General features: G+C 74.5%; 15 protein-coding genes. 8 read left to right on the top strand and 7 right to left on the bottom strand.

Annotated elements, in window-relative coordinates; all coding sequences use genetic code 11:
• Nucleotides 1-231: 231 nt before the first annotated feature.
• Together KUM38_RS26755 and KUM38_RS26760 are read right to left on the bottom strand one after the other, a co-directional pair.
• The gene (locus tag KUM38_RS26755) at nt 232-906 is read right to left on the bottom strand and encodes a lytic polysaccharide monooxygenase (RefSeq protein WP_217132654.1); all 675 of its coding nucleotides are present in this window, start codon (nt 904-906) and stop codon (nt 232-234) included.
• A gap of 242 nt (nt 907-1,148) precedes the next feature.
• Nucleotides 1,149-1,781, bottom strand: a complete 633-nt coding sequence (locus tag KUM38_RS26760) for an N-acetyltransferase (protein WP_217132661.1) — start codon at nt 1,779-1,781, stop codon at nt 1,149-1,151.
• Between the two features lie 104 nt (nt 1,782-1,885).
• Here KUM38_RS26760 and KUM38_RS26765 point away from each other — a divergent pair, with 104 nt between their 5' ends.
• On the top strand, nt 1,886-2,968 hold the full coding sequence (locus tag KUM38_RS26765; RefSeq protein WP_217132663.1) for a YihY/virulence factor BrkB family protein: 1,083 nt from the start codon (nt 1,886-1,888) through the stop codon (nt 2,966-2,968).
• A gap of 18 nt (nt 2,969-2,986) precedes the next feature.
• Here the strand turns inward: KUM38_RS26765 and KUM38_RS26770 are convergent, their stop codons facing one another.
• A complete protein-coding gene (locus KUM38_RS26770; protein ID WP_030869489.1) occupies nt 2,987-3,439 on the bottom strand; it encodes a flavodoxin family protein in 453 nt (150 codons plus the stop codon).
• Between the two features lie 120 nt (nt 3,440-3,559).
• Here KUM38_RS26770 and KUM38_RS26775 point away from each other — a divergent pair, with 120 nt between their 5' ends.
• Nucleotides 3,560-4,201: a class I SAM-dependent methyltransferase gene (locus tag KUM38_RS26775; protein ID WP_254397739.1), complete on the top strand. Its 642-nt coding sequence runs from the start codon at nt 3,560-3,562 to the stop codon at nt 4,199-4,201.
• 97 nt (nt 4,202-4,298) lie between these two features.
• The gene (locus tag KUM38_RS26780) at nt 4,299-4,748 is read left to right on the top strand and encodes an SRPBCC family protein (protein ID WP_217132667.1); all 450 of its coding nucleotides are present in this window, start codon (nt 4,299-4,301) and stop codon (nt 4,746-4,748) included.
• A 247-nt stretch (nt 4,749-4,995) separates the two neighbouring features.
• On the opposite strand, the gene KUM38_RS26785 is transcribed toward KUM38_RS26780, so the two are convergent.
• The 4 genes from KUM38_RS26785 to KUM38_RS26800 all read right to left on the bottom strand — a co-directional run bounded on the left by KUM38_RS26785 (nt 4,996) and on the right by KUM38_RS26800 (nt 11,858).
• On the bottom strand, nt 4,996-5,592 hold the full coding sequence (locus KUM38_RS26785) for a hypothetical protein (protein WP_217132669.1): 597 nt from the start codon (nt 5,590-5,592) through the stop codon (nt 4,996-4,998).
• Nucleotides 5,593-5,697: 105 nt separating this feature from the next.
• Entirely contained in the window at nt 5,698-6,771 is a 1,074-nt protein-coding gene (locus KUM38_RS26790) for an alcohol dehydrogenase catalytic domain-containing protein (protein WP_217132671.1), read from the bottom strand.
• 152 nt (nt 6,772-6,923) lie between these two features.
• Entirely contained in the window at nt 6,924-11,243 is a 4,320-nt protein-coding gene (locus KUM38_RS26795) for a cation-translocating P-type ATPase (RefSeq protein WP_217132673.1), read from the bottom strand.
• 24 nt (nt 11,244-11,267) lie between these two features.
• Nucleotides 11,268-11,858 carry a hypothetical protein gene (locus KUM38_RS26800; RefSeq protein ID WP_254397740.1) on the bottom strand — a complete coding sequence of 197 codons (591 nt, stop codon included), beginning with the start codon at nt 11,856-11,858 and terminating at the stop codon, nt 11,268-11,270.
• A 214-nt stretch (nt 11,859-12,072) separates the two neighbouring features.
• Here KUM38_RS26800 and KUM38_RS26805 point away from each other — a divergent pair, with 214 nt between their 5' ends.
• The 5 genes from KUM38_RS26805 (at nt 12,073) to KUM38_RS26825 (ending at nt 17,300) form a co-directional block, all read left to right on the top strand.
• On the top strand, nt 12,073-12,762 hold the full coding sequence (locus KUM38_RS26805; RefSeq protein ID WP_217132675.1) for a nucleotidyltransferase family protein: 690 nt from the start codon (nt 12,073-12,075) through the stop codon (nt 12,760-12,762).
• A gap of 22 nt (nt 12,763-12,784) precedes the next feature.
• Nucleotides 12,785-13,072: a BON domain-containing protein gene (locus KUM38_RS26810; protein ID WP_217132677.1), complete on the top strand. Its 288-nt coding sequence runs from the start codon at nt 12,785-12,787 to the stop codon at nt 13,070-13,072.
• A complete protein-coding gene (locus KUM38_RS26815) occupies nt 13,069-13,830 on the top strand; it encodes a metallophosphoesterase (RefSeq protein ID WP_217132680.1) in 762 nt (253 codons plus the stop codon). Before KUM38_RS26810 ends, KUM38_RS26815 begins: the two co-directional genes overlap by 4 nt.
• A 262-nt stretch (nt 13,831-14,092) precedes the next feature.
• Nucleotides 14,093-15,757 carry an alkaline phosphatase gene (locus tag KUM38_RS26820; protein ID WP_217132682.1) on the top strand — a complete coding sequence of 555 codons (1,665 nt, stop codon included), beginning with the start codon at nt 14,093-14,095 and terminating at the stop codon, nt 15,755-15,757.
• Nucleotides 15,758-15,929: 172 nt separating this feature from the next.
• Nucleotides 15,930-17,300, top strand: a complete 1,371-nt coding sequence (locus KUM38_RS26825; protein WP_217132684.1) for an alpha-lytic protease prodomain-containing protein — start codon at nt 15,930-15,932, stop codon at nt 17,298-17,300.
• The last annotated feature ends 26 nt before the right edge of the window (nt 17,301-17,326 follow it).

The following is a 17,326-nucleotide window of genomic DNA, read 5'->3' on the forward strand; positions in this document are numbered from 1 at the left end:
GTTTGGGGCGTCTGCGTGTGTTGCGTGCCAAGGCGGTACTCCTACGCTTCTGTCGCGGGGGGTGGGCAGGGGATTCCCACGCCCCATACGCAGGCGGACCGCCGCGTGTTCAAAGGCCTCACGGATTCTTCGCGGAATCTCGGAGAACCCCGGTCCCGTACGCACCGGTCCCCGCCGGACCCGTGCGGTCCGGCGGGGACTTGGGGACGGGAGCGGTCAAGGGCCGGTGACTCAGCCGAAGTTCACGTCACTGCACAGGAAGTACGTCTGGTCCATGTGCGAGGCCTGCCAGATCGTGTAGACGACGTGGCGGCCGCTGAGGCCGGAGGTGCTCACCGGGATCGAGTAGTTCTGGCTGGGCGCGTACGAGCCGGTGCGGGCCACCTGCTGGAGGTCGTCCCAGCCCAGCTGCTCGGTGGTGGGGTCGAAGCCCTGCCGGGTGACGTAGACGAGGAAGTAGTCCGCGCCGTGGCTGGCCTGGTCGTACAGCTTGACGGTGAAGTCGTCGTTCACGTTCGTCGTCTTCCAGGCGCCCACCGCGTCGAGGGAGTTGTAGCGCCCGCCCTCGGTGTGTCCGCCGCTGCACAGCTGACCGTTGGGGACGACGGCCTGGAAGTTGCCGGAGGAGCCGTTGCGGTAGAGGCCGTTCCAGTTCCACATGGCGTTGGGGTTGTCCTGCCACGCCTGCCAGCACATCGGGTCTTCCTGGGCCATCGCCGGGTTCTGGAAGTCGCTCCCCCAGCGCTGCCAGCAGCCGTAGTTGCGGGACGCGGGGTCGATCACCGAGCCGTGGGCGACGGCGGTACCGCTCCAGGGGATCAGACAGAGCAGCGCGGCGACGGCCACGGTCAGGGCGAGCGACAGACGGGACCGGAGCGGTAATACATCATGGCCATGCCAAGTCATGGATTCCCTCTTTCCGCTGTGGGGTTGCGGGGATGCGGGTACGCGCTCCCGCGGCGACCATGGGAGCGCTCCCAACGCACAGGCTGCGCCCGCCGAAGCGGAGCAGCAATGCGCATTTGCGCCACTTCCGCACGGGCGGTGGCGCATTCGATGCGTTCGATAGAGACCGGCGCCGGCCCGCCAGAGCCCGTCCAGAGCCCGTCCAGAGCCCGTCAGAGCCCGTCAGAGCCCGTCAGAGCCCGTCAGAGCCCGTCGAGATCGTGCGTCGTACGGCCGAGGCAGACGACCGAGTCGTCCATCTGGGTGTCGATCTCCTCGAAGCCCATGCGGTCGTAGAAGGCCCGGGCGGGCTTGTTGGCCGTCGCCATGACGAGGTGGACGGACGGCACTCCCCCGTCCCGCAGGGCCTCGAGGAAGGTCCGCATCAGCTGCCGTCCGTAGCCACGTCCCTGCCAGTCGGGCAGCAGGTCGATGTGCAGGTGGGCCGGCCAGGCGGCCAGTTCCGGGACGATCATCCGCTCGGGGTGGTGCAGGAGCCGGGCGATCGCCTCGTCCGGGGTGGCCGGCGGGCCGGACGGCTCGGGGTGGCGGTCGGCCACCAGGGGCAGCCACGCGGCGCGGAAGGCCCTGGCGAAGCGGGCGGTGTCGGCGGTGCCGACGATGTAGCCGACCGCCCGGCCCCGGCCGTCGTCCAGCACGAAGGCCAGCTCCGGCTCCAGATGGACGTAGGGCGCGGCGAAGGTGTCGGGGAAGACGGTGGGATCGGTGTAGTGGGGGCGGCTGTCCTGGCCGTTGTGCGCGGTGCGGATGCAGATGTCGTCGAGGGCCGGCCGGTCCTCGCGGAGGTACGGGCGGATCCTGGGGGACTCGGTCATGCTGGGCATCCTGCCCACTTGGGAGCGCTCCCACAACCCCTTTCCGGCCGGGCCGGGGACCTGTTTCCCGGCTTAGCCCGCTGGTCCCTGGTTACCCGGGGGGCATGAAGCTGCATATCCCGGGGCGGAACGACCGGCAGACCGACGAGAGCGCGACGGACGAACCCCGTCCGGGTTACGGGAGCGACGCGGCGGCGGACGAACCCGGGCCCAGCGACGAGGTGGAGCGGGCGGCACCGGACACACCGGGCAAGCTGCCGAAAGGAGCGTGGGGCGCGGCGCTGAAAGGCAGCGTGCGCGAGTTCAAGGACGACGAGCTCACCGACCGGGCCGCCGCCCTGACGTACTACGGCGTGCTGGCGCTGTTCCCGGCGCTGTTGGCCCTGGTGTCGATCCTGGGCCTCACCGGCAGGTCCACCACGGACAAGGTGCTGGAGAACCTCCAGGAGCTCACCGCCCCCGGCGCGGCCCGCGACATCCTCACCCAGGCGGTACAGCAACTGCAGGGCAGGGCGGGCATCGGGTCGATCGTGGCGATCATCGGTCTGGTGCTGGCCGTCTGGTCGGCGTCGGGTTACGTGGCGGCGTTCATGCGCGCGGCGAACGCGGTCTACGACATGCCCGAGGGGCGCCCGGTGTGGAAGGTGCTGCCGGTACGGCTCGGGGTGACGGTCGTCCTGATGGTGATGGCCGTGATCAGTGCGCTGATCGTGGTCTTCACCGGCGGGCTGGCCCGTCAGGCGGGCGACCTGCTCGGCCTGGGCGACACCGCGCTGACCGTGTGGTCGATCGCCAAGTGGCCGGTGCTGGTCGTCCTGGTCGTCATCATGATCGCGCTGCTGTACTGGGCGGCTCCGAACGCCAGGGTCAAGGGGTTCCGGTGGATCACTCCGGGCAGTTTCCTGGCGCTGGTGATCTGGCTGATCGCCTCCGCCGGGTTCGCCCTCTACGTGGCCAACTTCGGGTCGTACAACAAGACGTACGGCACGATGGCCGGCGTCATCGTGTTCCTGATCTGGCTGTGGATCACCAATCTGGCCATCCTGCTGGGGCTGGAGTTCGACGCGGAGATCGCCAGGCAGCGGGCCATCGCCGGGGGCCATCCGCCCGAGGCGGAGCCGTACACGCAGCCGCGCGACACCCGGGCCTGGGACGAGCAGGACCGACGGCGCATGGACGAGACCTGAGGGTGTCGTCGGCGGGGCTCAGTCCATCAGGCCCGCGGCGACCGTGGCGCCCAGCTCCCAGCACCGCTCGACGGCGGCCCGGTCCGGTTCGCCGGTGACGGTCACGCCGTCGGCGGCGCGCCGCCAGCCGAGGCCCGTCGTGATCGACTCGATGCCCCGCACCGCGCCCGTGACGTCGTTCCCGCCGTGCACGTAGTAACCGAAGGGCCGCCCCCGGGTGGTGTCCAGGCACGGGTAGTAGACCTGGTCGAAGAAGTGCTTGAGCGCGCCCGACATGTAGCCGAGGTTCGCCGGGGTGCCGAGGAGGTAGCCGTCGGCGTCCAGGACGTCGGCGGCGGTGGCGGACAGCGCCGCCCGCCGCACCACCCGGACACCCTCGATCTCCTCGGTGGTGGCGCCCGAGAGGACGGCCTCGAACATCGCCTGGCAGTTCGGCGAGGGCGTGTGATGGACGATCAGCAGAGTCGGCACGCCCCCGACCCTGCCGTGCCGGTCCGCGTGCCCGCAAGCCGCCACGGGCGGTGTCCCGTTGTGACGGCGGGACGGGGATGGCACGATGCCCCGCATCGGTACGTGGAGACGGGGTGCGTCTTGGTCGACGAGGATCACGGGTCACCGGCGGCGGCGGTGTTCGACGCGCTGGGCGGCGAGTACGAGAAGGCGTTCGCCTCCTCGCCGGCGCACCGGGCGTCGCTGGACCGGCTGCTCGAGGGGCTGGCGCCCGGCAGCAGGGTGCTGGACGTGGGCAGCGGGACGGGCCGTCCCACGGCCGCCGCGCTCGCCGGGGCCGGGCACCGGGTGCTGGGCGTCGACGTGTCCCCGGTGATGGTGGAGATCGCCTCCCGGCAGGTGCCCGGGGCCGGGTTCCGGTGCGCCGACATCCGCCGGATGCCGCTCGAGGACGGTTCGTTCGACGCGGTCTGCGTGTACTTCGCGCTGCTGCAGATGACCCGGGCGGAGCAGTCGGAACTCGTGCGCCGGCTGGCGCGGGCGCTGCGGCCGGGCGGCCTACTGGCGCTGGCCACCGTGCCGCTGGACGTCGAGGGGTTCGACGGCGTCTTCATGGGACAGGACGTGCGCGTCACCAGTTTCGCGGCCGAGGACGTCGTCGCCCTCGTGCGTGCGGCGGGCCTGGCGGTGGAGTCGCAGGAGAGCGTGATGTTCACCCCGGCCCATCCCGACGCCCGGCCGGAGCCGCAGCTCTTCCTGCACTGCCGCCGCGAGGAGGCGTGACCCCTCGGCCGGCCGGTGTGACGGATCGTCAGGACTGACCGGCGCCGGATCAGGTACCCGTCTTCCGTTCCCCATCGGAAAGCGAGGTAGCCGACGCATGTCGCAGGTAGAGGAATCGATCGAGGTCGACGTCCCGGTCCGCACCGCCTACAACCAGTGGACCCAGTTCGAGAGCTTCCCGGAGTTCATGGGCGGCGTGGAACGCATCGAGCAGCGCAGTGACACGCTGACCCACTGGGTGACCAGGGTCGGGGGTGTGGAGCGGGAGTTCGACGCCGAGATCACCGAGCAGATCCCGGACGAGCGCGTCGCCTGGACCACGGTCGACGGCGAGGCGAGGCAGGCCGGGGTCGTCACCTTCCACCGGGTGCGGGACACCACCACCAAGGTGATGCTGCAGATGGACTTCGACCCGCAGGGGATGGCCGAGAACGTGGGTGACAAGCTCGGCTTCGTCAAGCGGCAGGTCGGCGGGGACCTGAAGCGGTTCAAGGAGTTCATCGAGCGGCGCGGCCTGGAGACGGGCGCCTGGCGCGGCGAGGTCTGACCTGCGCGGGGTGGCGCCGCCCGGGCGCCGCCCCGCACCCCCGTCGTCCCGGCCCCGTCCGGCACGACGGCCCCCGCGGTCCCGGCCTTCGGGCCGGGACCGCGGCCGTCTGCGGCAGGGCTTCGGCCCGCCCCGTGCGCCCCGGAGACCTGCCTTGGAGACCTGGAGACCGGGAGGCCGAGGCCGCCGGACACGGCCGCCGAGGTCCCGGTGACCACGGCGGTGAACGCTCCGCCCCGGCATCGCCTCAGCCCGTCATGCGCCTGCGCCACGACGGTTCGACCCGGCGCCACTCGGCCTCCCACTCGGCCAGGCGCCGGAGCCGCAGCCGGAAGCGGACGAGGCATCCGCCGAGCAGGACCGCTCCCCCGGCGGCGACGGCGACCGTGACACCGGCCATGACGGTCTGGAACCGTGCTTCCGCGCCGTCGGGCGGTGCGGAGACCAGCCGGCCCGCGGGGTCCGTCCACACGGTGACCCCGGTGCCCGCCGGGCTCCCCGGGTCGACCTCGGCCCGGCCCGTGCGACCGGTGCCGTCGGGGGCGGTCCACCGCACCTTGGCCCATACGCCGCCGTCCCCGTTCTCCGTCACCGACGCCGACAGCCCGGCGGCGTCCTCGGCCAGTACGGCGGGGACGGGGGTGGTCCGCTCCCGGCGCTCGGCGAGCGACCCGTCCACGGCCGCGGCCGCCGTCAGCCCGGAGAACACCCCGAGCAGCAGGGCGAGGAGGAGTGTGACGAGCACCAGCCAGGCCTCGGCCAGATCACTGCGGCGGCGCAGCGGGTTCCTCCGCCACCGCCACAGCCGCACCCTCCGGGGCCTCGTACCCTGCGTCCTCGCCATCGGAGGTCACCTCCTCGCGCGGGTGACGAACGGCGCCTCACTCCAGGGTGGACCCGGCCGCCCCGCTCCCGCACCGGCCGGACGGCCCGGTCCGGCCGGTGCCCGTCAGACCGTCGGGTGCACGGGCACCACCTCGTGCTGCGGGACGCCGAGGACGACCTTGAGCGCCCCGGTCTCGGCGGCGTTGCCGAAGACGTCGTAGGCCTCCTGCATGTGGTCGAGCGGGAACGTGTGGGTGACCAGCCGACGGGTGGGCAGCCGGCCGGCGGCCGCCATCCGCAGCAGGGTGGGGGTGGAGCGGGTGTCGACGAGTCCGGTGGTGATGGTGACGTTCTTGATCCACAGGTCCTCGAGGTGCAGCGTGGCGGGCGCGCCGTGCACGCCGACGTTGGCCAGGTGCCCGCCGGGCCGCACCACGCGGGCGCACAGTTCGAAGGTCTCCGGAAGCCCCACCGCCTCGATGACCACGTCCGCGCCGAGCTCGCCGGTGAGGTCCGCGATCAGCTGCTCGGGGCCCTCGCCCGCGTCGGCGACGGCCTCGGCTCCGAACTCCTTCGCGGCCTGCAGCCGGGAGGCGGCCACGTCCACGGCGACGATGCGTTCGGGACCGAACAGCCGGGCGGTGGCGATCGCGGCGAGCCCGACGGGCCCGGCGCCGACCACGACGACCGTGTCACCGGGGCGCACCCGCCCGTTGAGCACGCCCACCTCGTAGGCGGTGGGGAAGATGTCGGCCAGCAGTACGGCGTCCTCGTTGGCGACGGCGCCGGGCAGCGGGTGCACGGAGAGGTCGGCGTACGGAACGCGTACGTACTCGGCCTGGGTGCCGTCGACGAGGTGGCCGAGGATCCAGCCCCCGCCGCCCCGGCACTGGCCGTACACGCTCTCGCGGCAGTAGCCGCAGCGCCCGCAGGCGGTGATGCAGGAGACCAGGACGCGGTCCCCGGGGCGCACGGTGCGGACGTCGCCGCCGGTCTCGACGATCTCGCCGACCGCCTCGTGGCCCAGGACGGTGCCCGGACGGACCTCGGGCACGTCGCCCTTGAGGATGTGCAGGTCCGTGCCGCAGATGGTGACGGCGTCGACGCGCACGATGGCGTCGCCGGGTTCCTCGACGGCCGGGTCGGGAACCTCCTCCCAGGCGGACTGCCCGGGGCCGTGGAAGACGTAGCCCTTCATGCCGATCCTCACCCTTCTCGCTCGGCGGCGGGCCGCGGCGCCGGGCGCGCCCGCGCCCGCCTGCGTCGGCGGGGCCCCGGCTGGGTCCCGGGACCGCCCTGCTCTTCCAGTCTGGGCGCACGGGGGTGGATCCGCCGGTGCGTGACCCGTCGTCAGGCCACCGGGCGGGCGATGCCGGTGTCCAGGAGGTGGCGGGTCCGGCCGACGGAGTCGCCGAGGCGCAGGACGAGGCGGGACGCGGCGTCGTACAGGTGCCGTACCGCTTCGAGGCGTTCCAGGCGCGGGGCGAGGGCCGACAGGGTGATGGCCAGGGCGACGCCCGTCCAGGCGACCGGGCCGAGCGGGGTGCAGCCGAAGAAGTGGCTGACGCCCGGCGTCTGGACGAGGGCGGCGAGCACGGCCGCGGAGCCCAGGGCCGTCACCCACACCAGGGGGCTCCGGCGGCGCCCGGAGAGGGTCTGCACCAGCTGGGCGCCGACCACTCCGCACAGGGCCATCGTGGTGGAGCGGCGTTCGGTGCCGGGGGTGAGGAGGCCGATCAGATAGGCGGTGACCGCGCCGAGGCAGGTGGTGATGCCCCGGCGCCGGATGGAGCGCAGCAGGGGCGCGCCCAGGACGTCGAGGCCCATCGGGCCGCTCGCGGCGTGCGCCGCCGTCGACGGGTCGTCGCTCGGTGTCACCGCCACCGCCATGGCGGGGAACATGTCGGTGAGCAGGTTGACCAGGAGCAGCTGACGGGTCGACAGCGGTGAGGACCCGGCGAGCAGGGTGCCCAGCACGCTGAAGCCGACCTCGCCCGCGTTGCCGCCGATGAGGATGCTGACCGCGTCGGCGACGCTGCGCCACAGCGCGCGGCCCTCGCCGACGGCGTCCACCAGGACGGACAGGTCACCGGTGGTGAGCACCAGGTCGGCGGCGTTGCGGGCGGCGGCGGAGCCGCGGGCCTCGATGCCGACGCCCACGTCGGCGGCGCGGATGGCGGCGGCGTCGTTGGCGCCGTCGCCCGCCATCGCCACCACCCGGCCGGCCTGTTGCAGGGCCTCCACGACGTGCAGTTTCTGCTCGGGGGCGACCCGGGCGACGACTCCGGCGCCGTGCAGCGCGCGCACCCGCTCCGAGCGTCCCATGGCGACCAGGTCGTCCCCGGTGACCACCTCCGTCTCCTCGGGCCAGCCCAGTTGCAGGGCGATGGCGCGGGCGGTCTCCGGGTGGTCGCCGGTGAGCATGACGGGCAGGATGCCGGTCCGGCGCAGTGCGGTGAGCAGCTCCCGCGAGGTGTCGCGCGGCACGTCGGCGAGGGCGATCAGGCCGGCGAACTCCAGGTCCGCGAGGTCGGCGTCGAGTTCGGCGTCCGCGTCGGACCCCCGGCACGGGCGCCGGGCGACGGCGAGGACGCGCAGTCCCTGGCCCGCCAGGGTGTGGGCGGTGCCGGCCGCCTCCTCGGGAAGGTCCCGGCAGGCGGGGAGCACCGTCTCGGGGGCCCCCTTGACGACGAGGAGCGCGGCGTCGCCGTCCCGGCCGACGGCCGCCGCGTAGCCGCGGCTGGCCTCGAAGGCCAGTTCGCCGTCGGCGGTCCAGCCGGCGTCGGGCGGGGCCACGTCGAGGACGGCCTCGTCGGTGGCGTGGGCGACCCGGCGTCCCTCGCCGGTCTCCTCCTGCGGGCAGGCGCGCGCGGCGAGCCGTACGACCGGTACGGCGTCCTCGGCGTCCGGGGCGAGGACGGTGCCGCCGGCGGTGGCCACCCGGACCAGCCGGAGCCGGTTCTCGGTGAGGGTGCCGGTCTTGTCGAAGCAGACGGTGTCGACCCGGCCGAGCGCCTCCAGGGTGCGCGGGGTGCGGACCAGCACGCCCCGCCGGGAGAGCCGGCGGGCGGCGGCCATCTGGGCGACGGTCGCGACCAGCGGCAGCCCCTCGGGGACGGCGGCGACGGCCACGGCGACACCGCCGCTGACGGCACGCCGTATCGGGCTGCCGCGCAGCAGGGACAGGCCGGTCACCAGCGCACCGCCGGTGAGGGTCACCGGGAGGGCCTTGCGGGTCAGCTCCTGCAGGCGCGCCTGGACTCCGGCGGGCGGCGGGGTGCGGGCGGCCAGGGCGACGGCGCGGCCCGCCTCGGTGCGGTCGCCGGTGTCCACGACGAGCGCGTCGGCGCGGCCGGCCACGACGGTGGTGCCCTCGAAGACCATGCAGGTCCGCTGGGCGACCGGCGCGCCCGGGGTCGCTTCCACGGCCTTGGTCACGGGCAGCGACTCGCCGGTGAGCGACGACTCGTCGACCTCCAGCCCGTCCGCCTCCAGCAGCCGTGCGTCCGCCGGTACGACGTCGCCGGCGCCGAGACCGATCCGGTCCCCCGGCCGCAGCCGGGCGGCGTCGACGGTGACCGTGCGGTCGCGGGTGATCTGCCGGCGGGCCTTGGGCCGCTGGTGGGCGGCGAGCTGGGCCAGCGCCCGTTCGGCGCGCAGCCGCTGGAGGCCGCCCGCCACCGCGTTGATGTCCATGGCCCCGACGACGAGCAGCGCGTCGACGAGGGAGCCGAGCAGCGCCGAGGCGAGCGCCCCGGTGGCCAGGACCGGTGTGAGCGGGTCGTCGAGCTCGCGACGGACGGCGCCGGCCGCCTGCCAGGTCCAGCGGGCGGGGGCGGCCGCCGGCGTGCGGGCGAGCCGCGCGGCCCGCTGCCGGGAGCGTTCGGCGAGCAGGGCGAGTCCGCCGGGTTCCACGTCGGTGCGGGTGTCGCGCAGCAGCTCGCGTGCCTCGTGCGGTTCCAGGGCGTGCCAGGGCACGTGCAGCCGGGGCTCGGGCGGCGTGGCGCGGGCCACGCGCAGGCCTTCCGTCCAGCCGGTGAGCAGGGCGCCCGCCGCCGCGACGTTCACCGGGGCGTGCCGGGTGAGCCGCTGCCACAGCCGGCCGCCGGGTGTGCCGCCGCGGGCCACCATCAGCCCGGACAGGGCGGCGCCGGCCCGGGCCAGGGTCTGCGAGCGGCGGCCGACCCGGCGGGCCGCCGGGACGGCCGTCAGCAGGCGCCAGACGTCGGCCAGTCCGTTCGGGGCGAGCGCGTCGGCGCCCCAGGCGAGCGCCGAGCGCGCGTCCGTGAGGGCGATCGCCACGTCGCCGGCGGGCAGTCCGGCCGCCACGTCGTCGCCGCCGTGCGCGGCCACGCGGGCGACGCTCACCACGATGTGCCCGTCGTTCTGCAGCGCCCGTACGACGTCGCCGAACGGCAGGTCGGCGGGGGCGACCTCGTCGGCGAGGCGGGTGATGTCCTTCAGGTCGGAGCCGCCGGTGACCACGACGTGCAGCCCGGCCCGGCGGGCCGCGTCGAGGACCGCTTCGGCGCAGGGGTCGACGGGGTCCTCGAACACCGCGGGCGCGCCGTCGGCGGACCGTGCCCGGCCGCGCAGGGCGTCGGCGTGCAGGACCAGGGAGTCGGCGATCTCCAGCTGCCGCAGCCGGTCGGCGCTGCGGACCAGGACCCCGGACCGGGCGAGATGGGTGCCGAGGAACGCGTCGAAGGCGGCGGGGCCGTAGCGCGCCGCCTTGGGGGATCCGGCGAGGACGGCCTCGGCCGCCTCCCTGGTGTCGTGGGTGACGAGGAAGGTGGCGGCGGCGCCCGCGACGCTGCCGGTGCCGGCGTGCGCCGCGTACGCCTGGGCGGGCGTCACCCGCAGGGGCGGGCGGGTGCCGACGGGGCAGGGGATGCTGGTGCGCCGTTCGAGGCAGACGGCGTCGTGCAGGGCCTCGAAGGCGGCGGCCCGGGCCGTCGCCTCGGTCAGCTGGCCGGTGCGCACCAGTCCGTCGAGCACCAGGGACACGGGGGACTGTCCGGCGCCGTGCACGGCGGCGTTGGCGGCGGCGAGGAGGAGTTCCATGCCGCTGCGGCCGAACCGCTGCCGCAGCAGGGCGCGGAAGCGGGGGTTCTCGCGCAGCAGGGTGACGGCGGCGGTGACCGCCTTGGGGCTGGGCGGCAGGCGCAGCGACCGGCCCGCCAGGGCGCCGGCCGCGCCGACGGCGTCCAGCAGCAGCGCGGTGGCGGCGACCCGTACCTCGCGGGGGTCGCCGGGGTGGGCCGTGTCGTCCTCCTCGGGGCCGGCGTCCTCGGTCAGTCCGAGGCGGGCGGCGAGCGCGACGGCACGTTCGGTCACACGGTCGCCGGCCACGTCCGTCACGGCGGTCACCACGAGCCGGGACAGTCCCTCGTCCCAGTACGCCGTCAGCACGTCGGGGTGGTCGAGCAGCTCGGCGGCGACCTTGCGGGCGAGCGGGGCGGTGGCGCCGTCCGGGTGCCGCAGGGCCAGGTGGACGTGGTGTCCGGCTCGCCAGTGCCGGCCGCCGCCGAGGGCGTTGCGGGCGACGTGGCCGAGGCGGCGCGTCGTGTCGTGGACGGACGTCATGCCCTGTGCGGTGCCGCGGGCGGCGCCTGCGGCGGCTCCCGCCACGGCCCCGGCGAGGGGGGCGACGTCGAAGCGTGTGAGCATCTGTGGGGTCCCGTTGGTCGTGGCTCAGCCGGTGTGGCGGGAGTCGCGCGGCCGGCCGGGCGCGGTGCCCGGGTCCGGGTGCGCGCCGTGGTGCTGGGTGGCCTCGGCGACCTGTTTGAGGGCCGAGGCGGTGGCGGTGTCGCCCACCTTGGCGGGCTGTTCGCGCACGGGGTGTTCCGCCTGGCCGTTGCGCTTGCGGGAGGGGGCGAGCCGGTCGCCGGGACCCGCCGGCGGCCGGTCGTCGGGGGTGCCGCTCCCAGCCGGTGTCCGGTGGTGTCCGTCCGCGCCGGCCGGTGACTCCGTGCCCGGCTCACCGTCGGGCCGCTGTGCGGGGCGCGGCCGGGTGAGCCAGGCGACGGCCGCGCCGGTCAGCGCCACCGGCCACTCGACGACACCGGCCACCCCGAGCACCCCGGCTCCGGCGTAGACGGCCATCCGGCGCCCGCGCGGGGACACCGCGCCGATCGCGTCCAGGGCGCCGCCGGCCACCTTCCCCACCTGCTGCGCGCCCGGCAGATGCCGCAGGCCCGAGGCGACGGTCCGCAGGGGCCCCGGAAGATCAGACGGACGAGACGTGTGCTGCTCCATGCCGACCTCCACGAGCGAGTCCCTCATGGGCACTCATCACCTTCCCTACCTTTTGCCCCATATTCAGTCGCGACCGACAAAAGCGCCCTTCTTGTACGCCCGTGACGGCGAGGGCGCCGCACAGCGCCCCCGGTCCGGGCCGCCGCCTTTCCTCCGTGCCCGTGTCGGAACGGGCACGCCGGGTACTAGGTGCAGGCACACAGCGGCCGTGCGGACCGTCCGGTCGGCGAAGGGAGTGGTCATGACGGAGAACGGCGAGGACGCCACGCTCGCCCGGCCCCCGGGGACCCGGGAACTCCGTCTGGCCACGGACGCCCCGGGACCGGTACCGGCGCACGCCGCGCGGAGCGGCACCCGGGTTCCGGAGGACGACCCGGAACTGCCCCGCGACCGCAATCAGGCGATCCTGGAGGCGGCCAAGCAGGTCGGCGCGGTGCTCAAGCGGGGCGGGCACCTGTTCGCGCTGGCCGGCAGCGTCGCCGTCCACGCCCACGGCGGCAGCGGGAACCTCCAGCACGACGTCGACTTCTGCGTCCGGCCCGAGGACGCCGAGTCGGTGGCCGCCACGCTCCGCGAGGCCGGGCTGACGGTGTACACCCCGCCCGAGGACTGGCTGATCAAGGCCACGTGCTTCGGCCAGGACGTGGACCTCATCTTCGAGCTGGCGCACCGGCCCGTCTCCACCGAGATGCTCCGGCGGGCGCGGGAACTCCCGGTGGAGTCGGTGCGCATGCCGGTCCTGGCGCCCACCGATCTGCTGACCGGCCTGCTGGCCGCCTTCTCGGAGCACCACTGCGACTTCGGGGCCGTCCTGCCCATCGCCCGCGCCCTGCGCGAGAAGGTCGACTGGGAGCGGGTACGGCGCGACTGCGGGGACGAGCCCATGCCGGCGGCCTTCTTCTTCCTCCTGGAACGCCTGAACGTCATCTGAACGCCCGCGGAAGGGAACGCTCATGAACACCCACGACGCCGGATCCGCAGGCGGCACACCGGCGGCGCAGAGCCCGGAGTACCGCGTCGCCCACCTCCAGGACCGGCTCGCCTCCGGCGAACTCGGCGAACTCGGCGTGCGGGTCGAGGTGCGCGGCAAGGCCGTACTGGTCACCGGGACCGTCCCCTCCGCCCAGTGCCGCGAGGACGTCCTGAGCGCCGTACGGGAGGAGCTCACCGGGCTCGAGGTGCACTGCGACGTCGTACTCAGCGAGACCTCGTCACCCGACCACGCGGAGGAACTGTCATGATCCGGATCGCCGCCGTCGGGGACATCCACATGAGCCCCGACACCCGGGGCACGCTCCGCCCCGCGTTCGACACCCTGCCCGCGTGCGCCGACCTCCTGCTGCTGGCCGGGGACCTGACCCGGCACGGCACCGTCGAGGAGGCCCGGGTGGTGGCCGACGAGATCCGGGGCCTGGGCGTCCCCGTGGTCGCCGTGCTCGGCAACCACGACCACCACGACGACCGGCAGGACGAGGTCACGGCCGTTCTGCGGGACGCCGGCGCCCACGTCCTGGAGGGGGAGTCGGCGGTCGTGCGGGCCGGCGACGCGCGCGTCGGGGTGGCCGGCACCAAGGGGTTCGGCGGCGGGTTCGTCGGAGCGAGCGCCGGGGAGTTCGGCGAGCCGGTGATGAAGGAGTTCGTGCGCCTCTCCCGCCGGTGCGCCGACGGCCTGCGGGCCTCGCTGGAGAAGCTGGACGAGGAGGGCTGCGACGCCCGGATCGCCCTCACCCACTACTCCCCCGTGCCGGAGACCCTGGCCGGGGAGCCGCTGGAGATCTATCCGTTCCTGGGCAGCTATCTGCTGGCCGAGGCGATCGACACGGCCGGCGCCGATCTCGCCGTGCACGGGCACGCGCACGCCGGCAGCGAGCACGGCATGACGACGGGAGGCGTGAAGGTGCGCAACGTCGCCCAGCCGGTCATCGGCCGCGCCTTCCACGTCTACCACCTGCCGGTCCACGACCGCGTGGGCGCCGCCACGGGGGCGGCGACCGCCTAGCCCACCGCCCCGCCGCCCCAGCGCCGCCGGTCGCACCGGCGGCGCTTTTCTCTGCCCCGGGAACAGGTCCGCACAGGGCCTCTCGTGTGAACACCCCGCAAGGCGCGCGCCTTTTGCGCATTTTACCTGCTTAGCATGCAGGCTCCGGGTCCCGTGGTCCGCGTCGCCGCGCACGCGCCCGGGGCACGGCCGTGCTCGCCTGCCCGCGCCGCCGCCGGCCCGCGCCTGTCGTCCATCCCCGACCCGTACGAGAGGACACCAGATGGCACTGTCGGGCCGTACCGGACCGCCGTCCGCGCCCGCCCTCACCCCGCACGACGCCGAACTGCGCACCGCGGCACGGCACCTGGCCCGCCGTCGCTTCCTCACCGTCACCGCCGCGGCCGCCGCCCTCGCCTTCACCACCAACCTCCCCGCGCGCGGCGCCTTCGCCGCGCCCCGGCTCGACGCGGCCCGGATCACCGAGGACCCGTTCACGCTCGGTGTCGCCTCCGGGGACCCGCTGCCCGGCTCGGTGCTCATCTGGACCCGGCTGGCCCCGGTCCCCTTCACGCCGGACGGGGGCCTCGGACAGCAGCAGGTGGAGGTCGCCTGGGAAGTCGCCGCCGACGAGTCCTTCGCCCTGGTCGTGCGGCGGGGCACCGCCCTCGCCCACCCCGAGTACGGGCACAGCGTGCGCGTCGACGTGCAGGGCCTGGAGCCGGGCGGCCACTACTACTACCGGTTCCGCACGGGCACCTGGATCAGCCCCACCGGCCGCACCCGTACCGCTCCCCCGGCCGGCGCCGACACCGCGAGCCTGAGACTGGCGGCGGTCGCCTGCCAGGCGTACCACGACGGCTACTACACGGCGCACCGGCACCTCGCGCAGGAGGACGTCGACGTGGTGTTCCACCTCGGGGACTACCTGTACGAGTACGCCGTCGACTCCGCGGGCGGCGCCCGCCGCTACACCGACGTGGCGCTGCCGGCCGTGTTCAACCGCGAGACGACGACGCTGGCGGACTACCGGATGCGCTACGCGCTCTACAAGAGCGACCCCGACCTGCGGGCCGCGCACGCCGCGCACCCGTTCGTCGTCACCTGGGACGACCACGAGACCGAGAACAACTACGCGGGCGCGATCGACGAGAACGGCAGCGACCCGGCGCTGTTCCTGCCCCGCCGCGCCGCCGCCTACCGCGCCTACTGGGAGAACCAGCCGCTGCGCGCCGACCAGTTCCCCGAGGGCCCCGACGCCCAGCTGTTCCGCCGGCTGCACTGGGGCGGCCTCGCCCAGTTCGACATCCTCGACACCCGGCAGTACCGCTCCGACCAGGCCTACGGCGACACCCCGCACGTTCCCGGGCCCGAGTCGGACGACCCGGCGCGCACCCTCACCGGAGACGCCCAGGAGCGCTGGCTGCTCGACGGATGGGGCACGTCGACGGCGCTGTGGAACGTGATGCCCCAGCAGGTGTGCTTCTCGCAGCGCAAGCTGGACCTGAACGCCGAGGCGAAGGTCTCCATGGACGCCTGGGACGGCTACCGCGCCAGTCGCGGCCGACTGGTCGCGGGCGCGAAGGCGGCCGGTGTCGCCAACTGGCTGGTCCTCACCGGCGACGTCCACGTCGCGTACGCCTTCGACATCAAGGACGACTTCGACGACCCCGACTCCGCCGTCCTGGGCACGGAGCTGACCTGCACCTCCGTCGCCAGCGGCCGCGACGGCGCGGAGCACCCGGCCAACTGGGACACCTACATGCGGGCCAACCCCCATCTGAGGTTCTACGACGGCCGGCGCGGCTATGTGCGCATCGAGCTGGGCCGGGCGAACGCCCGGGCCGACTACCGGATCGTCCCGGCCGTGACGACGCCCGGCGCCCCCGTCTCCACGGCCGCCTCCTTCGTCACCGAGGCGGGCTCGCCCGGTCTGACGCCGGTCTGACGCCGGCCCCACCCGTCCGGGTGTCCGGAGTCGTACGCGTGTACTGCACTTGGCGTCCGCACGTGCCACGAACGCGGTAACCCCGGCGTGTCCTGACATCGTGCCGGATGCCGCGGGCAAGGACTGAGTCTCCCTCCGCAGCTTCGCACCACGCATGAAGGAGACGTACCGAATGGTCCTCAGACACGCCCGGGCCGTGCGCCGGTCGGCGTTCACGGCGCTCGGCGCCCTCGTCCTCGCCGGACTCCCCTACGCCGCGGCGGCCGACCCCACGCCCGTGGCGGGGCCGGCGCCCGGTGCCGCCCAGACCCTCGGCGCCGACCGGCCCTCGCCCCACCTGCTCGCGGCGCTCCGGCGCGACCTGGGGCTGGACCCGGCGCAGGCCTCCGAACGGCTGGTCAACGAAGCGGAGGCGGGCACCCGGGCGGGCCGGCTGCGCAACGCGCTCGGCGACCGGTTCGCCGGTGCCTGGGTGCGCGGCAAGACGGCCGGGGAGCTCATGGTCGCGACCACCGACGCCAAGGACGCGCCGGCCATCGAGGCCGAGGGCGCCACGGCCAAGGTGGTCCGGCGGACGCTGGCCCACCTGGAGGAGGCCAAGGAGAAGCTGGACGCGGCGGCCGAGCGGGTCAAGACCCTCGACACGCCCGTCTGGTACGTCGACGTACCGGAGAACCGGGTCATGGTGCAGGCGACCAGCCAGGCGGCCGGCACCGCCTTCGTCAAGGCCGCGGGGCTCGAAGGTGAGGACGTCGGCATCCGGATGACGACGGAACGGCCGCGCCTGCTGCAGGACATCACCGGCGGCGACGCCTTCTACATCGACGACTCCGCGCGGTGCTCCGTCGGTTTCTCCGTCACCAGGGGCGAGCAGGCGGGCTTCGCCACCGCCGGCCACTGCGGCAGCCCCGGCGCGACCACGACCGGGTACGACCGCACCGCGCAGGGCGTCTTCCAGGCCTCCACGTTCCCCGGCAAGGACATGGCGTGGGTGGCCACCGACGACCAGTGGACGCCCACGCCCGGCGTCAAGGCGCAGGCGGGCCAGGAGGTGCAGGTCACCGGTTCGGCGCAGGCGCTCGTAGGGGCGTCGGTGTGCCGTTCCGGCTCGACCACCGGATGGCACTGCGGCACCATCCAGCAGCACGGCACCAGCGTCAGATACGCCGAGGGCAGGGTCGACGGGCTGACCCGGACGACGGTGTGCGCCGAGCCGGGCGACTCCGGAGGGCCGTACGTCACGGGCGCGCAGGCGCAGGGGGTCACCTCCGGCGGGTCCGGTGACTGTACGAGCGGCGGTACGACGTTCTACCAGCCGGTCAACCCGATCCTCGGCGACTTCGGTCTCACCCTGACCACCGCCGCGGCGCAGACCACGCCGGACCAGCAGGACGACGGAGCGCAGGCGTGGGCCGCGGGCCGGGTCTACGAGGTGGGCACCACGGTGATCCGTGACGGTGTGCGCTACCAGTGCCTGCAGACCCACCAGGCGCAGGGCGCGTGGGCGCCCGCCGGGACCCCGGCTCTGTGGCAGCGGCTTTGACCGTGTGACGGTACGGCGCCGGCGCG

The sequence above is a fragment of the Streptomyces sp. AC558_RSS880 genome, assembly GCF_019049255.1.
Classification (GTDB): Bacteria; Actinomycetota; Actinomycetes; order Streptomycetales; family Streptomycetaceae; genus Streptomyces.

Coding starts and splice junctions, on each gene's coding strand:
- KUM38_RS26755 (WP_217132654.1), bottom strand. CDS start 906: ATGACTTGGCATGGCCATGATGTATTACCGCTCCGGTCCCGTCTGTCG.
- KUM38_RS26760 (WP_217132661.1), bottom strand. CDS start 1,781: ATGACCGAGTCCCCCAGGATCCGCCCGTACCTCCGCGAGGACCGGCCG.
- KUM38_RS26765 (WP_217132663.1), top strand. CDS start 1,886: ATGAAGCTGCATATCCCGGGGCGGAACGACCGGCAGACCGACGAGAGC.
- KUM38_RS26780 (WP_217132667.1), top strand. CDS start 4,299: ATGTCGCAGGTAGAGGAATCGATCGAGGTCGACGTCCCGGTCCGCACC.
- KUM38_RS26785 (WP_217132669.1), bottom strand. CDS start 5,592: ATGGCGAGGACGCAGGGTACGAGGCCCCGGAGGGTGCGGCTGTGGCGG.
- KUM38_RS26790 (WP_217132671.1), bottom strand. CDS start 6,771: ATGAAGGGCTACGTCTTCCACGGCCCCGGGCAGTCCGCCTGGGAGGAG.
- KUM38_RS26795 (WP_217132673.1), bottom strand. CDS start 11,243: ATGCTCACACGCTTCGACGTCGCCCCCCTCGCCGGGGCCGTGGCGGGA.
- KUM38_RS26800 (WP_254397740.1), bottom strand. CDS start 11,858: ATGAGGGACTCGCTCGTGGAGGTCGGCATGGAGCAGCACACGTCTCGT.
- KUM38_RS26805 (WP_217132675.1), top strand. CDS start 12,073: ATGACGGAGAACGGCGAGGACGCCACGCTCGCCCGGCCCCCGGGGACC.
- KUM38_RS26810 (WP_217132677.1), top strand. CDS start 12,785: ATGAACACCCACGACGCCGGATCCGCAGGCGGCACACCGGCGGCGCAG.
- KUM38_RS26815 (WP_217132680.1), top strand. CDS start 13,069: ATGATCCGGATCGCCGCCGTCGGGGACATCCACATGAGCCCCGACACC.
- KUM38_RS26820 (WP_217132682.1), top strand. CDS start 14,093: ATGGCACTGTCGGGCCGTACCGGACCGCCGTCCGCGCCCGCCCTCACC.
- KUM38_RS26825 (WP_217132684.1), top strand. CDS start 15,930: ATGGTCCTCAGACACGCCCGGGCCGTGCGCCGGTCGGCGTTCACGGCG.